At 34.9% G+C, this 18,547-nt stretch carries 10 protein-coding genes; 6 read left to right on the top strand and 4 right to left on the bottom strand.

Annotated features, from left to right (window positions below):
• Positions 1-68 precede the first annotated feature (68 nt).
• The 4 genes from NLG42_RS06745 to NLG42_RS06730 form a co-directional block, all read right to left on the bottom strand.
• Entirely contained in the window at positions 69-2,939 is a 2,871-nt protein-coding gene (locus NLG42_RS06745) for an alpha-amylase family glycosyl hydrolase (RefSeq protein WP_257683320.1), read from the bottom strand.
• Between the two features lie 75 nt (positions 2,940-3,014).
• Positions 3,015-3,836 carry a SusE domain-containing protein gene (locus tag NLG42_RS06740; protein WP_099717651.1) on the bottom strand — a complete coding sequence of 274 codons (822 nt, stop codon included), beginning with the start codon at positions 3,834-3,836 and terminating at the stop codon, positions 3,015-3,017.
• Positions 3,837-3,860: 24 nt separating this feature from the next.
• On the bottom strand, positions 3,861-5,483 hold the full coding sequence (locus tag NLG42_RS06735; RefSeq protein WP_089057383.1) for a RagB/SusD family nutrient uptake outer membrane protein: 1,623 nt from the start codon (positions 5,481-5,483) through the stop codon (positions 3,861-3,863).
• Positions 5,484-5,520: 37 nt separating this feature from the next.
• A complete protein-coding gene (locus tag NLG42_RS06730) occupies positions 5,521-8,502 on the bottom strand; it encodes a SusC/RagA family TonB-linked outer membrane protein (RefSeq protein WP_089057382.1) in 2,982 nt (993 codons plus the stop codon).
• 236 nt (positions 8,503-8,738) lie between these two features.
• Between NLG42_RS06730 and NLG42_RS06725 the strand changes: the two genes are divergently transcribed.
• From NLG42_RS06725 to NLG42_RS06700, 6 genes are all read left to right on the top strand, one after another.
• Complete coding sequence (locus NLG42_RS06725) at positions 8,739-9,770, top strand: LacI family DNA-binding transcriptional regulator (protein WP_089057381.1); 1,032 nt, start codon at positions 8,739-8,741, stop codon at positions 9,768-9,770.
• A gap of 180 nt (positions 9,771-9,950) precedes the next feature.
• Positions 9,951-11,297 carry an MFS transporter gene (locus NLG42_RS06720; RefSeq protein WP_099717652.1) on the top strand — a complete coding sequence of 449 codons (1,347 nt, stop codon included), beginning with the start codon at positions 9,951-9,953 and terminating at the stop codon, positions 11,295-11,297.
• Positions 11,298-11,323: 26 nt separating this feature from the next.
• Positions 11,324-11,977, top strand: coding sequence for a beta-phosphoglucomutase (pgmB, locus tag NLG42_RS06715; protein ID WP_099717653.1), 654 nt, complete (start codon positions 11,324-11,326; stop codon positions 11,975-11,977).
• An 80-nt stretch (positions 11,978-12,057) separates the two neighbouring features.
• Positions 12,058-14,361 carry a glycoside hydrolase family 65 protein gene (locus tag NLG42_RS06710; protein ID WP_257683319.1) on the top strand — a complete coding sequence of 768 codons (2,304 nt, stop codon included), beginning with the start codon at positions 12,058-12,060 and terminating at the stop codon, positions 14,359-14,361.
• Between the two features lie 27 nt (positions 14,362-14,388).
• On the top strand, positions 14,389-16,503 hold the full coding sequence (locus NLG42_RS06705) for a glycoside hydrolase family 97 protein (protein WP_257683318.1): 2,115 nt from the start codon (positions 14,389-14,391) through the stop codon (positions 16,501-16,503).
• Between the two features lie 153 nt (positions 16,504-16,656).
• Entirely contained in the window at positions 16,657-18,516 is a 1,860-nt protein-coding gene (locus NLG42_RS06700) for a glycoside hydrolase family 13 protein (protein WP_257683317.1), read from the top strand.
• Positions 18,517-18,547 lie beyond the last annotated feature (31 nt).

Below are 18,547 nucleotides of genomic sequence, written 5' to 3'. Positions count from 1 at the left end.
CTAACCAAACCAAAACTTAACGCTGTTTTTAATTGAATTCAAATACAATAAAAGAGATCAATTAAACACTACTTTTTTATAAATTTCATTACCTGAGTTTTCTTATTTTCATCCATTGCTTTCACAATATATAGTCCTGTTTCTAAATCACTCACCTCAAACTGAAAATCTATTTTTCCGTTTGCATTAAAGCTTTTTACTAATTGTCCTGATATATTATAAACCTGCACTTTTGCTGTCGATATGTTTAATGTAAAATAATCTGAAACTGGATTTGGATATAAATTGACTGTTGCTCCTTTTTCGAAATCGGCTACAGCTAAATTCGCAACTTTGTTTCCATAAATTCTAAATTCTCCAGCGGGAATATTTATTACGGCATTAACATCAGAAACATTTATTGTAGTGTTATCCATTAAATTGTACCATGTTCCAGTATATTGAAAACCTGTTGGTACATTTTGTGCTGTTACATCAAAATTCGCCAAAATCAATACGTCTTTTAACTGAGTAGCCGCCAAAGCACTGTTTGTAATTTTTATGTTGACCGAAAGTGAATTAGCACTTGCAACCGTTGCGGTTCCTAAAAATACAGGCTCCGTTATTTTAAGATTAATTATTTTTGCCCAGTCGTAATAAATTTTATTTCGATTGGTATTTCCTAACCAATTATTTGTCCATTGAGGCTGTGGTTTTGTATCTAATTTACAATCGCCAGAAGCAGGATCTGTATCTGTATTAACTGTATTATTATTACAAGTAAAAATTGAGCTGTCCCAGCCTAACTCTCCAAAATGCCAAATCATTTTTGGCCCTGGAATCAATAATGAAACAGCGCCAATTGCTGACATTCTTGACAAGGCTGTGTTTAACGTTTTTACATCATAAGTTCCGCCCGAAGCTCCATATTGTAAATTTCTATACATTAAACGTTCTTCATCATGACTTTCTGCATATCCCATTAATCTGTTTGCTGTAAAACCACGGCTTGAACTTGTCATTCTTGAAATATTGCTGTTTGATGCATATCCCATTGTCAATTGACTGTACTGATCTGTCATTTTTCCCCACATCATCACACCTTTACTAACGGGATCATTTACTCTATAATTTGCCCATTCTTTTTCCTCTGTATCAGATCCTAAATGTTCAAAAATAGTATAGTGAGTAGGATCTAAACTCCACGAATAATCCGCATATTTCTTTAATATATCAACTCTATCCTGCTGATAATTATTGGTACAAGTTTGGTCTGATGCTGTACAGGCTTGAGTAAATCCTTTGGTTAAATCCCAACGAAAACCATCAATTTTATATTCTTCGATCCATTGTTTAATGACACGCTCTACATAATATTGTGTTTTTGCAGATTGATGATTAAAATCTTCTCCTACACTAAAAGTATGTTTTGCAACAGTATTAAAATAAGGATTTTCAGTCGTAGGCGAACCAAAACCATCTCCATCAGGATCGTTCATCCACATTCTCACCATCGGATTACGTCCAAAGGCATGATTTAAAGCTACATCTAGAATTACGGCAATTCCGTTTTGATGACATAAATCTATAAGTTCTTTTAATTTATCTGAAGTACCATAGAATTTATCTAAAGCCATATGAAATGAAGTATTGTAACCCCAACTTTCATTGCCTTCAAATTCCATTATCGGCATCAATTCTATTGCATTTATTTTAAGCGTTTTAAAATAATCAATCTTATCAATTAAACTTTGGTAGCTGCGAGCAGCATCAAAATCACGAACTAATACTTCATAAACAACTAACTTGTCTTTTTCTGGTTTTGTAAAATTAGTAACCTGCCAATTATATGGTGTCTTTCCAGTTTTAAGTACCGTAACTTCAAAACTCTGTCCTGTTGGATAAACCGGCATATTTGGATAAGAAGCTGCAGGAATTGAAGAATCATCATACGGCGACAATACTAAAGTTGAGTAAGGATCTGCCGTTTTTACCATTGAAGGTGAATTGACCAACGGAGTTTTATCAACAACCCAATATTGATACGTATTATTTTGTCCAGAAACCAATCCTGTCAATTCTAACCAAAATTTACCTGAAACAGGATCTTTTTTCATGGCATACGCCGATGTTGGCTGCCAATTATTAAAACTTCCTGCAACGTAAACAAAATCTTTTAAAGGAGCATCTAATACCAAAGTTGCTTTTGTAACATCAGCATTGTAATTAATTCCGTCTGCCAAGCCTGCGGGCATAGCTTCAGAAACGGTATTAGGATCAACAATCGCAGTAAACTTTTTAACTATCGTTGTTGATGCCTGAGTAACACTCAATTCATAACTTTGATTGCCTGTAATGTTTACATGATTAAACGAATAACTGGATGTACTAGAATTAGAATCTATTACGACTCCATTTGATTTTAATGTATAACTCGCTGTTCCATTTGTATTTGTTGCGACAATATTTAAACTTCCACCGTTTGCAATAATTGTACTGTTGTTCTCTGCAGGAGAAGTCAATGTTACCTGAAAGGAACCAACCTCAACCAAAATATCTTGTGACTGTTTAGCCCCCGTACCATCCTTAGCTTTAACTAGAAAACCAAATTTTCCGATTCCGTTTCTATTAAAATAGGCAGACGGCGTAAATGTTTTTGTGTAAGTATCTGTTCCTGCATTATAAGTAAATTTACCCGCTTCAGCCGAAGCCGTCCAAGATCCATTAGAAGGTGAATCCAGTTGATTGGCATCATTTACATCATAAGACCATGACCAAAGATACAGTGCATTTCCTGTTACTGACCAAGCCGATTCGTTTATACTATTTCCATTTATTGTAATTGTAATAGAGGTCGTGTCCTCAAAAGTCGGCGGATTTATAGAATAAGTTACGGTTTGCTGCTGTGCAAAAATAACGGCAGATAACAATAGAAAAATTAATAGTAAAGTTTTTTTCATAGTTGTGGTTAATGGTTAGTTAGATTAAAAAAGGGCTACCTTATACAGATAGCCCTTTAATTATTCATGCTAGAACTAATCTACTGTTATAGTTTTTGCACCATTGTCAATTGTCAAAGTTCTTAGTCCAGTTGGCCCAGTGTATTTAAAGTTACTATCACCATCACCAGCATTTACTAATTCTGAATCTATAGTATACCCTAATCCAGAATAGTAAGGGAAGTTACGGCTGTTACTAGCACCCCAGTTACCACCGCTTGTAAAGTCATTTGATAAAAACTCTCTAAATGCTTCTCCGCTTTTAAGAACAACTTTTACTTGGTAAACATTTGTTTTTCCAACTACTAATGGGAATTCTGTTTCAGCATCACCATCCCATGACCATCCACCTGGAGTAGCTGCTCCAACTAACCAATGAGAACTTGCCAATGGCACGTGGTATGGAGTAGCTTTAATAGTATAAAAATTAGAGTATTGTGCTTCTGCACCTGTACCAACTGTAGATTTAATACGAATATCAACACTGTTTTCTTGTTTCTCAACAAAACCTCCGTTTACTAAAGCTGAGTTCAATTCTGCTACTGTTAAAGCTTTGTAACGAGCTGTAGTTGTAGTTACTGTTATAGGAGCTGCAAATTTAGTTCCTGCTTTTGCGATTTCAATAGTATAGTTTACCACTGTTGCTGTACCATCGTACTTAGCATCGTTCCAGATTACAGTTGTTGCAACATTTTTTTCATTGTCTTTAGTCAAAACGATGTTAAAATCATTTTGAGGATTAAGCAAAACTGGAGCTGTAACTGGCTCAATTACTGGTCTCTCTTCTACATCATCAGCATTACATGACACTGCTAAAACACCAATGAATGCGATTAAAATTTTATATATGTTTTTCATTTTATTATTTTTTTATATGATTAGTTAGTATCCTGGATTTTGTTTTAAAGTTGGGTTCGCCTGAATAGTTTTTGAAGGAATAGGCATTAAATTTCTGAACTCTTCCGTTCCGCTTCCGTTTTTAACGCCGCCTTTCCATTGCCAGATTTTAGCTCCTCCTGTAAATTTTCCAAAACGAATTAAATCTGTTCTTCTGTGACATTCCCAAAACAATTCTCTTCCTCTTTCATCTAAAAGAAAGTCCAGAGTTAAGTCAGAAGCTGTAATAACACCCGCTTTAGCTCTAAGTCTAATTTTATTTACATACCCTAAAGCTTTTGTAATATCACCTGATGATGCTCCTCTAAGTGTTGCTTCAGCATACATCAAATAAACATCTGACAATCTATACATTGGGAAATCTGTATCTGGCATATCATTTCTTTGCGCAGCAGTACCATCAGAATTAACGTTGATAAATTTTGTCACCGCATATCCATTAGTAAATACTCCATAATCAGCGATATCTAGAGTTTGCCCGTTAGTATAAAAAGTACCTCTTTGATCAGCAGTTGCTGTTGCATCAGGAAACAATTTAACAAATTCTGGTCTTGCTCTTGTTCCTGACCAGCCGCCATCCATACCTTGATTAGCTCCTACCATGCTTCCTCCAATAGACGCATGAATAATAAAACTCATACCTCCACCTATTGCTCTAATGGCATTACCATCTCCAACAATTGGGAAAATAAATTCACTTTGCGCTCCGTTTCTATTATTATCAGCAGAGAATAAATAACGATAAGGCACATCTGCAAAAGTGTATGCAGAACCTGTTATAATATCATTACAAACAGTAGCAGCATCATTATATCTTTCAGTTCCTGTGTAAACTTTAGAATTTAAATAAATCTGCGCTAATAAAAACTTAGCTGCTGTTTTATCAACCCTTCCATATTCATTAGCTTTAGAAGGCGCTAAAGTATTGTCGATATCTTTTAATTCTGACTCTACAAAAGCAAAAACTTCTGCTCTAGTTTTTTGTTCTGGATAAAAGAAACCAACTGGATCTTTTTCTGTAGTAATTGGCACATTCCCAAACAAATCCATTAAATTAACGTATGAAAATGCTCTTAAGAAACGAACTTCTGCTCTAAATTTCACAATTTCGGCTTTTGTAGCAGTATCAATACCACGCTCCGTTAATTTTTCATCTGTTGTTTGTCTCAAAAACTCATTAGCAACACTAATTTCATAAAATGCTCTTGAGAAAACTCCGTATAAAAACTGGTTACTCGGACTCCATTTTTGTCCATTTATCGCAGGCAAACCATCATCTGACCAAGCTATAATAGCTTCATCTGTTGGAAACTCCTGTGTAACAAATAATAATCGCAAGTAACTGCTAAAGTCACCACCAATACCTGCAATATCACCAGATGGGCTGTTAGGATCAGTATCACCATCATTCCCTCCTACATACAAACCAGCATATAGTTTTGCCAATACTTGTTTGTAAGATGCCGGATCTTTGAAAAAGTCATCAGAAAGAAACTCATCATCATCTGTCGGCTTCACATCTAAATCGCTCGTACACGAAGTAAGTGTCATATTTAATCCTAAAATGAATAGGAGAAAATAAGATATATATTTAAATGATATTTTCATTTTATTTATTTTTTAAATTTTAATTTTCAATGTACTATTAGAAATTCGCATTTACTCCAAACAAGAATGTTCTAGCTCTTGGATAAACGTTATTGTCAATTCCGTTGAATTTCTCTGGATCTAAACCATTGTATTTCGTAAGAACAAAAACATTTTGAACTCCAGCAGTAAATCTCAACGTTGCCGCTTTTAGTACCTTCTTATTAATAGTGTACCCAAATACGATGTTATCCAACTTAATAAAAGAAGCATCTTTTACAAAGTAATTTGAATAGTTACGCTGCGTTCCATTAGAGTTACTTTCAGTAGTAAATCCAGTATTAAAATAATCTGTAGTAATGTTAGACAAATCAGAGTCTCTTCTTAAACCTGCTTGTAAATATCCTTTATCAGAACTTACGTTATCAAAAATGTAATTTCCTAAACTAGCTCTCCAGTTCATTGTGAAATCGAAATTTTTGTAATTCAAAGTAGAAAACAATCCAAAAGTATAGTCTGCTGTTGGCTTATGGTAGATATAACGATCCGCATCTGTAATAGCGCCGTCACCATTTCTGTCTGCATAAGCACCTTGAATTGGTCGTTTGTTTGCATCGTACAATTGTTCAAATACAAAGAATGAATTTGGTGCAAACCCTTCAGAATGTATCAACACTTGGTTTCCTGTTCCTCCTGCAATATTATCTCCTGTTAAGTATCCTTGAAATCCTGGAACTGTAGTTCCTAAATCAGAGATTTTTTGATCAATATAAGTAGCATTAACAGCAACATTCCAAGTTAGTTTGTCATTTTTAATAATGTCAGACTGAAGACTGAACTCTACCCCTTTTGTTCTTACACTACCAATATTGCTATAACCTTGATTTCTAATATTTGCTCCATCTGGAACTGGAATATTTGCTAATAAATCACTCGATTTTTTATCAAAATAATTAACTGACCCTGTGATTCTTTCATTAAGAAATCCAAAATCTACTCCAAGGTTCATCTCAGCTAAATCTTCCCATTTAATATCTTCATTATATCCTTCTGGTCTTGCCGCTTTAGAAATAACACCATTAAAAACATACTGAGTATTAAGTGTTCCTAAAGTTACACGACGTAAATAATCGTATGCAGGCGGAATATCTTGCTGTCCTGTAGTTCCGTATCCAACTCTTAATTTTAAACTTGACAAAGTCCCGTTGTCCTTTAAGAAATCTTCTTCAGCTACATTCCATGCAAAAGCACCTCCGGCAAAATTACCCCATCTATTTTCTTTAGAGAAACGTGAAGTTCCATCTCTTCTATAATTTACTGTCAACAAGTATCTGCTGTCGTATCCTAAATTCAAACGTCCGAAATACGATTGTAAATTAACATCTGGATCTGTAGTAACATCCGACGGTGGGTTTGGTCTCATGACATCACCAGAGTTATACCCCTCACGTTGAAACAATTGGTAGTTATACCCCGCTGTAGCATCAATTTTAAATTTACCTAAATCTTTAGTATAGTTAAAATAAGTATTTAAGTTTTTATTTTGACGGCTGTCTGTATAACCCGTATATCCTCCTAAATTAGTCCAGTTTCCTTTATCAAATGTAGTAGGCTGATATCCTGTAATACTTTCAGTACTTACTCTTGTATAACCATTACTATCAAATTTATCGATACCTGCTTCAGCAACAATTCTTAAATCTTCGAAGAAATGAAATTTATAATCTAATCTAATATTACCCCATTTTCTAGTAGAAGTTGCTCTACGCTCATCTTGATTTAATCTTGCAACAGGGTTTCTTGCTGGTAACAATGGTACATTACCATTTGCTTCTAACCATTCAAAATAACCTCCGTAACGAGAACCTGCTTGGTAAACTGACTGCGTTGGATCAAATATAATAGCGCTGCTAATTACTGGCCCTTCATCTTGAAATTGATTTTTTCCAAAAGCTAAATTTCCAGTAATGTCAATTTTTAAATGATTATCAAATAAAACTGGATTTAACGATAACGATGTCGTTGTTCTTTCAAAAGAAGTGTTTCTTAAGATTCCAGGAGTATCTACATTTCCAACAGATAAACGTACTGGCAATTTATTAAACAATGAACCGCTTACAGATATATTGTTGTTTGTTGTTAAAGCAGTACGGAAAATTTCATCTTGCCAATCAGTATTTGCTGTTCCCAATAAAGCTTTTTGAGCAGCAGTCCCTTTTTCATTTACTAAAGCACGATATTGATCTCCGCTTAAAACATCTACTGTATTAGCAACAGTATTAATACCTACTTGAGAATTAAAGTTAACTTTTACACCGCCTTTTGTTCCTTTTTTAGTAGTAATTACAATTACACCATTTGCAGCTCTAGAACCATAGATTGCAGCTGCAGAAGCATCTTTCAATATTGTAAAAGATTCGATGTCATTTGGATCAATTGTAGACAAAATACTAGTTGATCCACTAGGAACCGCATTACTCATAGGAAGTCCATCAACTACAATTAATGGCTCATTTGATGCACTTAATGAAGATCCTCCACGAATTCTAATATCCGCTTTAGCCCCCGGAGCACCTCCTGTAATAACATTTACACCAGCAATACGACCACTGATCAAACTCTCTGGAGTAACGTTAATTCCTTTATTGAATTCTTTAGCCGAAATTTGAGAAACAGATCCAGTTGCGTCTTTTTTCTTAACAGTACCGTAACCTACTTGTACCACAACTTCTTTAAGCTGATTAGTATCTTCTTCTAAAGAAACATTTAATGTTTTTTGTCCATTATAATCAAGAATTTGAGTTTTGTATCCAATGAAAGAAACAGAAATTTTGCTTCCGCTTTTAACATTAGGTAATTGGTAATTACCATCAAATCCTGTCGATGCACCAGTTGGAGCACCTTGTACATTTACGTTTACTCCTGGTATTGGCTGACCTGTTGCTTTATCGACAACAGTCCCACTTAAAGTGCTTTGAGCTAGCACCGTAAATGGCAACAATAGGAATAAAAATAACAACTTTTTGTAAATTGTTTTCATACTTTTTGTTTAAATTAGTTTGAGTTTTTGATTGTTAGTTAAGTTTTTAATTTTACTTCGAATTTCAAAATTATGAATTAATTAACACGCTCAACAAGAGGCATTTTTAATTGGTTTACGAAAACGTGGTAGTGTTGAAAACTTTCTGTTTTTTGTAATCTTTTAAGTCAAAAATTGTCAATCCCAAAAATATTATTCACCTTTATTGTCAATTAGATTTTTTTCAAATAACTACTATGAAACGTAAAATAACACTAAAACAAATTGCAAAGGAACTCGATGTATCTATTTCAACTGTCTCAAAATCACTAAGAAACAGTCTTGAAATAGGAGAAGAAACACGCTTAAAAGTGCAGGCATTTGCAAAGTTTTACAACTATAAGCCCAACAATATTGCCCTTAGTTTAAAAAATCGGAAAACCAAAAGTATTGGTATTATCATTCCGGAAATTGTACATTATTTTTTCTCTACTGTAATTAATGGAATCGAACAAGTAGCCAACGAACATGGTTACAGTGTTGTGATCTGTTTATCTGATGATTCTTTCGACAAAGAGGTACTGAATATGGAAATGTTAGCCAACGGAAGTATTGATGGTTTTATCATGTCACTTTCAAAAGAAACACAGTTCAAAGGCGATTTTCATCATATTACCGAAGTTATAAATCAAGGAATGCCGGTAGTAATGTTTGACCGCGTTACCAACGATATTTTATGCGATAAGGTTATTATTGACGACAAAGCCGCTGCCTACGAAGCTGTACAAAGCTTAATTGATAATGGTCGAAAAAAGATTGCTCTCGTAACCACGGTTGATTATGTAAGTGTTGGGAAATTGAGAACTGACGGTTACGAAAAAGCACTTCTAGATAACGGAATACCATTCAATGAAGATTTAATTATTAAAATTGAAGACGTTGACACCTGCGAAATCACTATTGGACAACTTTTAAATGATAGAGCTTTTGATGCTGTTTTTGCGGTAAACGAGCTTTTTGCAGTAACTATAATTAAAACCGCTTCGAAAATGGGATTAAAAGTCCCTGAAGATTTAGCGGTAATTGCTTTTACTGACGGAATTATTTCAAAATACTCTACTCCAAGTATTACAACAGTAAGTCAAAGCGGCGAAAAAATGGGAAACAAAGCTGCTAAAATGTTGATCGAAAGACTCGAAGCCGAACATGATGATGACGAAGAAGAAAACGAAAATTACACTACAGAAGTGATAGAAACACATTTAATAGAACGAGAATCTACTGACTAAAATTCTTAAAATCAACCTTTTCTAAAGCCATAAAAAATATTTATGGCTTTTTTGTTAGCATATTTAAAAAAATAATTAATACTTTTACGCCTGCTCAAAGCTTTTACTTTTACTTCGAAAAAAATAGTAAGTTTTGATAAGCAAAGCGCTTATCGTCTAATTAATTCTTTAATTACGATAATGGAAAAGCGTAAATTAAGTTTCTGGGAAATTTGGAACATGAGTTTCGGTTTCTTAGGAATACAAATGGGATTTGCACTTCAAAATGCAAATGCCAGCAGAATTCTTCAAATTTTTGGTGCCGATGTACATGAACTTTCGTGGTTCTGGATTATTGCTCCCCTTATGGGATTAATAGTACAGCCTGTTATTGGTCACTACAGCGACAAAACTTGGGGAAAATTCGGCAGACGAAAACCTTTCTTTTTAGTAGGTGCAATTTTAGCTTCGGTAGGATTAATTTTAATGCCGCAGGCTAATATTTTCATTTCCGTTTTACCTGCTTTATGGGTTGGAGCTGGAATGCTGATGATCATGGACGCTTCTTTTAACATTGCCATGGAGCCGTTTCGTGCACTTGTTGGCGATAACTTAAGAACAGACCAGCGTACAGCAGGATTTAGTATCCAAACCTCTCTAATTGGTTTTGGAGCCGTAATTGGTTCCGCACTTCCTTATGTTTTAACAAAATGGTTTCACATACCAAACAGTACAGTTCCAGGAAGCGTTCCATTAAACCTTACTTTATCATTTATTATTGGTGCCGCAGTCTTAATCGGTTCGATCTTAGTAACCTTATTCACAACAAAAGAATATTCACCTGAAGAGTTAGCCAAATTTGAAGATCCCCAAAATGATGTGATTTCTGATTCTGAAGAAAAATCAAAGCTTACAGATATTTTTACTGACTTCGCAAAGATGCCAACCACAATGCGTCAGCTCAGCTGGGTGCAGTTTTTCTCATGGTTTGGATTATTCGGAATGTGGGTTTTTACAACTCCGGCAATCGCGCATCACATTTACGGATTACCATTAAGTGACACTTCAAGCCAGAAATATCAAGATGCCGGCGACTGGGTCGGAATTCTATTTGGAGTTTACAACTTAGTTTCTGCTCTTGTCGCTTTGTTTTGCTTACCGTATATCGCAAAAAAAATCGGACGAAAATCAACTCACGCCGTTTCATTAGTTATTGGAGGAATAGGTTTAATCTCTATTTATTTTATGCCAAATGAAGATTGGGTTGTATTGCCAATGATTTTAATTGGAGTTGCCTGGGCGAGTATTCTAGCAATGCCTTATGCAATTCTTGCCGGATCTATTGCTCCAAAAAAGATGGGAGTTTACATGGGAATCTTCAACTTCTTTGTTGTTATCCCACAAATAGTAAACGCATTAATTGGTGGTCCAATAGTAAAATACCTTTACAATGGCGATGCAATTTATGCCTTAATTACAAGCGGAGTAAGCTTTTTAATTGCCGCTCTTTTAGTCTACAAAGTAAAAGATGTAGACGACACTATTTAAAATCATAAAGAAGAATTTCCTTTAAAATGAACAAAAAAGCATTCATATTCGATCTTGACGGAGTAATCGTTGATACCGCTAAATACCACTTTTTGGCATGGCAGAAAATTGCCAAAGCATTAAACATAAATTTTACACATGAAGACAACGAACTTTTAAAAGGCGTAAGCCGAGTTCGTTCCTTAGACATTATACTTGAATTAGGAAATGTTCAGGCTTCGCAAGAAGACAAAGACAAATGGTTAATTCAAAAAAACGAAGATTATCTATCTTATTTAGTAGACATGGATGAAAGCGAGATTCTTCCAGGAGTTTTAAAAATTCTAAAACTATTAAAAGATAAAAACCAAGGAATTGCATTGGGCTCTGCCAGTAAAAATGCAAGACCAATTTTAGAAAAAACAGGAATCCTGTCTTACTTCGATGTTATTGTTGACGGAAATGACGTTACCAATGCAAAACCAGATCCTGAAGTATTCTTAAAAGCGGCTCAATTATTAAACATTGATCCAAAAAACTCAATCGTATTTGAAGATTCTGTTGCAGGAATTCAGGCAGCAAACATAGGCGAAATGGTAAGCGTGGGAATTGGTGAGGAAACAATTTTGCATGAAGCGGACTATATTTTTAAAGATTTTACCCAAATCGAAACAAGCTTTATAGAAAAATTAATCAATTAGAAAATGTGTCAATTAGGTAATTTCCGAAATCGCGTAATTATCTCATTTTCTAATTAACTGAATTATCAAATTAAAAAAAGATGAACCAAGATTATATAAAACCAGATAATTGGTCAATTATAGAAGAAGGATTTGATGCCGAGAGAGTAAAATCGTCTGAAAGTCTCTTTAGTATCGGAAATGGTGCTATGGGACAACGCGCCAATTTTGAAGAAACATACTCAGGCGAGACTTTTCAAGGAAGTTATATCGCTGGAATTTATTATCCAGACAAAACAAAAGTGGGCTGGTGGAAAAACGGTTATCCGAAATATTTTGCAAAAGTTCTAAACGCTCCAAACTGGATAGGAATTGACATTGAAATCAATGAAGAAAATCTTGATTTAAATACGTGTACAGAAGTTAGAAACTTCCGCAGAGAATTGAATATGAAAGAAGGTTGGTACAATCGTTCTTTTGAAGCAGTTCTAAAAAACGGAACCGAAATCGCAGTAAACGTTCGTCGTTTTCTTTCCTTAGATTTAGACGAAGCAGGAGTTATCAAATACGATATTACGCCTTTAAACAAAGATGCAAAAATCGTATACAAACCTTACGTTGATGCTGGTGTAACCAATGAAGATGCGAACTGGGAAGAAAAATTCTGGGAACCGCTTGAAGTTAAAAAAGGTACAAACGAAGCTTTTGTAACCGCACAAACGTTCAAAACGCATTTTAAAGTTACAACTTTCATGCACAATACGATTTTGGCAAACGGAGAAAACATCAATGTTTCGCCATCTACAATCGATTCAACGGCAGATAAAGTTCAATATACTTACGGAACTATTATTGCAAAAGGACAAACCTCATCAATCCAAAAAATTGGTGGATATACAGTTTCTCTAAACCATGAAAATACCTTGGCTGCAGCCGAAAAAGTAATAAAATCAGCTATAAATTCAGGATATGATGCTTTGTTTCAAAATCAAATTGAAGCTTGGGCAAAAATCTGGGAAATGTCAGATATTACTATTGAAGGCGATGTAAAAGCACAGCAGGGAATCCGTTTCAATATCTTTCAATTAAATCAAACCTATTCAGGAAAAGACAGCCGATTAAACATTGGACCAAAAGGTTTCACCGGAGAAAAATACGGCGGATCGACTTATTGGGACACTGAAGCATATTGTATTCCGTTTTACATGGCAACAAAAGATCAGCAAGTTGCGAGAAACTTATTGACTTACCGTTTCAATCAATTAGATAAAGCCATTGAAAATGCTAAAGACAATTTAGGCTTCAAAGACGGTGCTGCATTATATCCAATGGTGACCATGAATGGTGAAGAATGTCACAACGAATGGGAAATCACACACGAGGAAATCCACCGAAATGGAGCGATTGCTTTTGCGATTTACAACTATCACCGTTACACCGGCGATTACTCTTATATTCCTGAAAAAGGATTAGAAGTTTTAATCGGAATTGCACGTTTCTGGCACCAAAGAGCTTCTTTCTCAAAAGATAAAAATCAATATGTAATATTGGGAGTTACAGGTCCAAACGAATACGAAAACAACATCAACAATAATTTCTACACCAATTATATTGCAAAATGGTGTATCGATTTTGCTGCAGAACAAATTACTAAAGTTGAATCAGAATATCCTTCAGATCACAAACGTATTTTAGAAAAAGTAAATCTTTCTGCAAATGAAATTCAACAATGGAAAAAAGTTGCCGATGATATGTATTTTCCAATTTCTAAAGAACTTGGAGTTTATTTACAGCAAGACGGTTTCTTAGACAAAGATCTAGTTCCTGTAAAAGATTTAGATAAATCACAGCGTCCAATTAACCAAAAATGGTCTTGGGATCGCGTTTTACGTTCGCCGTACATTAAACAAGCCGATGTTTTACAATGTTTCTATTTCTTCGAAGATCATTTTTCACGAGAAGAATTAGAAAGAAACTTTGATTTCTATGAATCATTTACCGTTCACGAAAGTTCTCTTTCCCCTTGCGTTCACTCGATTCAAGCTGCAGTTTTAGACAAAATGGATATGGCATATACATTTTATTTAAGAACATCCCGTTTAGATCTTGATGATTACAACAAAGAAGTTGAGGAAGGTTGTCACATTACATCAATGGCAGGAACTTGGATGAGTATTGTGGAAGGTTTTGGCGGAATGAGAGTTAAAAATAACCAATTGCATTTTTCTCCAAAAATTCCAAAAGAATGGAAAGGCTACTCTTTTAAAATTAACTTTAGAAATCAAATTCTAAAAGTATCTGTAAATCATGATAAAACCTCTTTTACTGTAGATGGCGATCAAGATTTAACAATTGTAGTTAACGGAAATCCCATAACTGCAAGTAAATTTGTACAAATTAATTAAATTACAATACTCTAAAATCTAAAAAACATGAAAAACTTATTTTTCGCAAGTTTAATCTTGTTTGCTTTTAGCTCAATTGCAGAAGCACAACAATTAAAATCACCCGAAGGCAAGTTCGTAATGGAATTTTCTCTTCAAAACGACGGAACTCCAACGTACAATTTAAAATACAAAAACAAAGAAGTTGTAAAAACCAGTAAATTAGGTCTTGAACTTAAAGATGACAAAAAATCTTTATTGAATGACTTTACTGTAGTTGATACCAAAACTTCCACTTTTGATGAAACTTGGAAACCAGTTTGGGGAGAAGTAGACAATATCAGAAATCATTATAATGAATTGGCTGTAACTTTAAATCAAAAAGGAACAGACAGACAAATCGTAATTCGTTTCCGTTTATTCGAAGACGGTTTAGGATTTAGATATGAATTCCCAGCACAAAAGAATCTTACTTACTTTGTAATTAAAGAAGAAAGATCTCAATTTGCAATGACAGGAGATCATACTGCTTTCTGGATTCCAGGAGATTATGATACTCAGGAATACGATTATACAAAATCGAAATTATCTGAAATTAGAGGCTTATCTGAAAAAGCATATACAGCAAATGTTTCGCAAAAGAACTTTTCTCCAACAGGAGTTCAGACTTCTTTGATGTTAAAAACGGCTGACGGAATCTACATCAACTTACACGAAGCGGCTTTAATCAACTATTCTTGTATGCACTTGAATTTAGATGATAAAAACATGGTTTTCAACTCTTGGTTAACACCAGACGCAAAAGGAGATAAAGGTTATATGCAGGCGCCAAGCCACTCGCCTTGGAGAACAATTATGGTGAGCGATGATGCTAGAGAAATCTTAGCTTCAAAAATGACTTATAACCTAAACGATCCATCAAAAATTGAGAATACTTCTTGGATTAAACCAGTAAAATATATTGGTGTTTGGTGGGAAATGATTACTGGAAAAAGCTCTTGGTCATATACAAATGATTTTCCAACAGTTCAATTGGGTGTTTCTGATTTCTCGAAAGCAAAACCAAACGGAACTCATGGAGCAAACAATGCTAACGTAAAAAAATACATTGATTTTGCCGCTGCAAATGGTTTCGACGCCGTTTTAGTCGAAGGCTGGAACGAAGGCTGGGAAGACTGGTTTGGACATTCTAAAGATTATGTTTTTGATTTCGTAACACCTTATCCAGATTTTGATGTAAAAGGTCTTCATGCTTACGCAAAATCTAAAGGAGTAAAAATCATTATGCACCACGAAACTTCAGGATCTGTTCGTAACTACGAGCGCCACATGGATGCAGCTTACAAATTCATGAACGATAACGGATATGATGCTGTAAAAAGCGGTTACGTAGGTGATATTTTACCTCGCGGTGAAAACCACTACAATCAATGGATTGTAAACCACTACCAATATGCGATCGAAAAAGCAGCTGATTATAAAATTATGGTAAACGCTCACGAAGCAGTTCGTCCAACAGGAATTGCGAGAACATATCCAAACTTAATTGGAAACGAAGCAGCAAGAGGAACAGAATATCAAGCTTTTGGAGGTTCTAAACCAAATCACGTTACCGTTTTACCATTTACACGTTTAATTGGTGGTCCAATGGATTATACACCTGGAATCTTCGAAATGGATATCAGTAAAATGAATCCTGATAACAAATCACATGTAAACAGTACATTGGCAAATCAATTGGCTTTGTACGTTACAATGTACAGCCCGTTACAAATGGCTGCAGATACTCCAGAAAACTACAACCGTTTTCCAGATGCATTCCAATTCATTAAAGATGTCGCTGTAGATTGGTCAGAAAGTAAATATATTGACGCTGAACCAGGAGATTTTATCACCGTTGCCCGTAAAGCAAAAGGAACAAATAATTGGTTCGTAGGAAACGTAAACGGAGAAACACCTCGTACATCAAACATTGATTTCAGTTTCCTTGAAAAAGGGAAAAAATACACAGCTACAATTTATGCTGATGCAAAAGATGCGCATTATAAAACAAATCCGCAAGCTTATACAATCAAGAAAATTGCTGTAACAAGCAAATCAAAATTATCGCAGCTTTCTGCTCCAGGCGGAGGTTATGCAATAAGCATTATAGAAACCAAATAATTCTTTAAAAGGCAAGTAACTCTCCCCCAAGATTACTTGTCTTTTTTTTAATCAACAACTTTTTGTTACATCGAGCGAAGTCGAGATGCCGCATAAGTTCTCTCTCGAAGCTTCGGGACGCTCGAACTGACAATTAGAATAATTATTATGACTATGAAAAACCAAAAAACATCACTCATATATAAATTAATCCTAATGGTTTTGTTGTTTTCCGCTTCCGCGAAAGCGCAAATCCAAAAAGTAGAACCGCCTTTCTGGTATGCAGGAATGAAAAATCCGGAATTGCAGATTATGTTCTACGGAAAAAATATTTCGCAATATGAAGCTTCAGTTTCCAATAATGTAGCGATTAAAAATGTAGAAAAAACAGAAAATCCAAACTATCTTTTCGTAACAATTGATACGCAAAACCTAAAAGCTTCTGAATTGATTTTCTCTTTTAAAAACAATAACAAAGTAGCTTTTACTCAAAAATATTCCCTTAAAGAAAGAAGAGCAAATTCCGCAGACAGAAAAAGTTACGATGCATCGGATATGATTTACTTAATCATGCCGGATCGTTTTGCTAACGGAAATCCTAAAAACGACAGCGACGCTTCACTAACTGAAAAAGGGAATCGTCAAGATCCAAGCGGACGTCACGGCGGTGATATCGAAGGAATCATCAAAAACTTAGATTATATTTCGTCTCTTGGCGCCACTACAATTTGGAGCACGCCTTTATGCGAAGACAACGACAAACAGCATTCATACCATACGTACGGACAATCAGACGTTTATAAAATAGACCCGCGTTACGGAACAAACGACGATTACGCACGTCTTTCGGCAGAAATGCATAAAAAAAACATGAAACTAGTTATGGATTATGTAACCAATCACTGGGGAATTACACACTGGATGATGAAAGATATTCCAACTAAAACTTGGTTCAATCAATTCGAAACTTTCACACAAACGCACCATCGCCGCGAAGTAATTACAGACATTCACGCTTCAAAATTAGATCAAGAAATTTGTATTGACGGCTGGTTTGTTCCTTCAATGCCAGATTTGAACTTAAGAAATCCTCTTGTTTCAAAATACTTAACTCAAAATGCAATCTGGTGGATCGAGTTTGCTAATCTTGATGGATTTAGAGTCGATACTTATAATTATTCCGATCCTGCTGCAATGGCAAACTGGGCAAAATCAATTACAAACGAATATCCAAACTTTAATATCGTTGGAGAAATCTGGATGCACAACCAAGCAAGCTTAGCGTATTGGCAAAAAGACAGCAAAATTGGTGCAATCGAAAACTACAATTCGAACCTGCCAAGTGTAATGGATTTTACTTTACAAGATCATATTGGTTCTGTTTTTAATGAAGACGAACCAAACTGGGACAGCGGATTGATTAAATTTTACAACAATTTTGCTATGGATTTCTTATATCCAAACACCAATAATCTTTTGGTTTTTGCCGAAAATCACGATACAAACAGAATCAACGATGTTTACAAACATGATTTTGCCAAATACAAATTAGTCATGACTTTAATGGCAACCGTTCGCGGAATTCCGCAAGTATATTACGGTTCAGAAATTGGAATGGGCGGAGACAAAAGTAAAGGCGATGCAGATATTCGTCAGGATTTTCCAGGCGGATGGGCTGGCGATAAAAATAACGCTTTAACTGCTGCAGGAAGAACAGCTGAGCAAGCAAAATACTTCGATTTCACTTCAAAATTATTCAACTGGAGAAAATCGAATGAAGCAGTTCATTTCGGAAAAATGACGCATTATATTCCAGAAAACAACACATATGTATATTTCAGATACACTAATGCAAAAACTGTGATGGTGGTTTTCAATAACAATGCAAAACAACAGGTTGTAAAAACAAACCGTTTCAAAGAAAACATCAAAAACTTTAAATCAGGAAAAGATGTTATTACAGGAAAAACATTTGATTTAGCTTCTGAAATTACTTTAGAACCAAAATCAGCTTTGGTTTTAGAATTGGAATAAATATTTTATTTAAACACATAGAAACATAGTT

It is taken from the genome of Flavobacterium plurextorum (assembly GCF_024638035.1).
Taxonomy (GTDB): Bacteria; Bacteroidota; Bacteroidia; order Flavobacteriales; family Flavobacteriaceae; genus Flavobacterium; species Flavobacterium plurextorum.
Note: the sequence above shows the minus strand (reverse complement) of the source record. Positions and strands in the feature narration are given on the sequence as shown.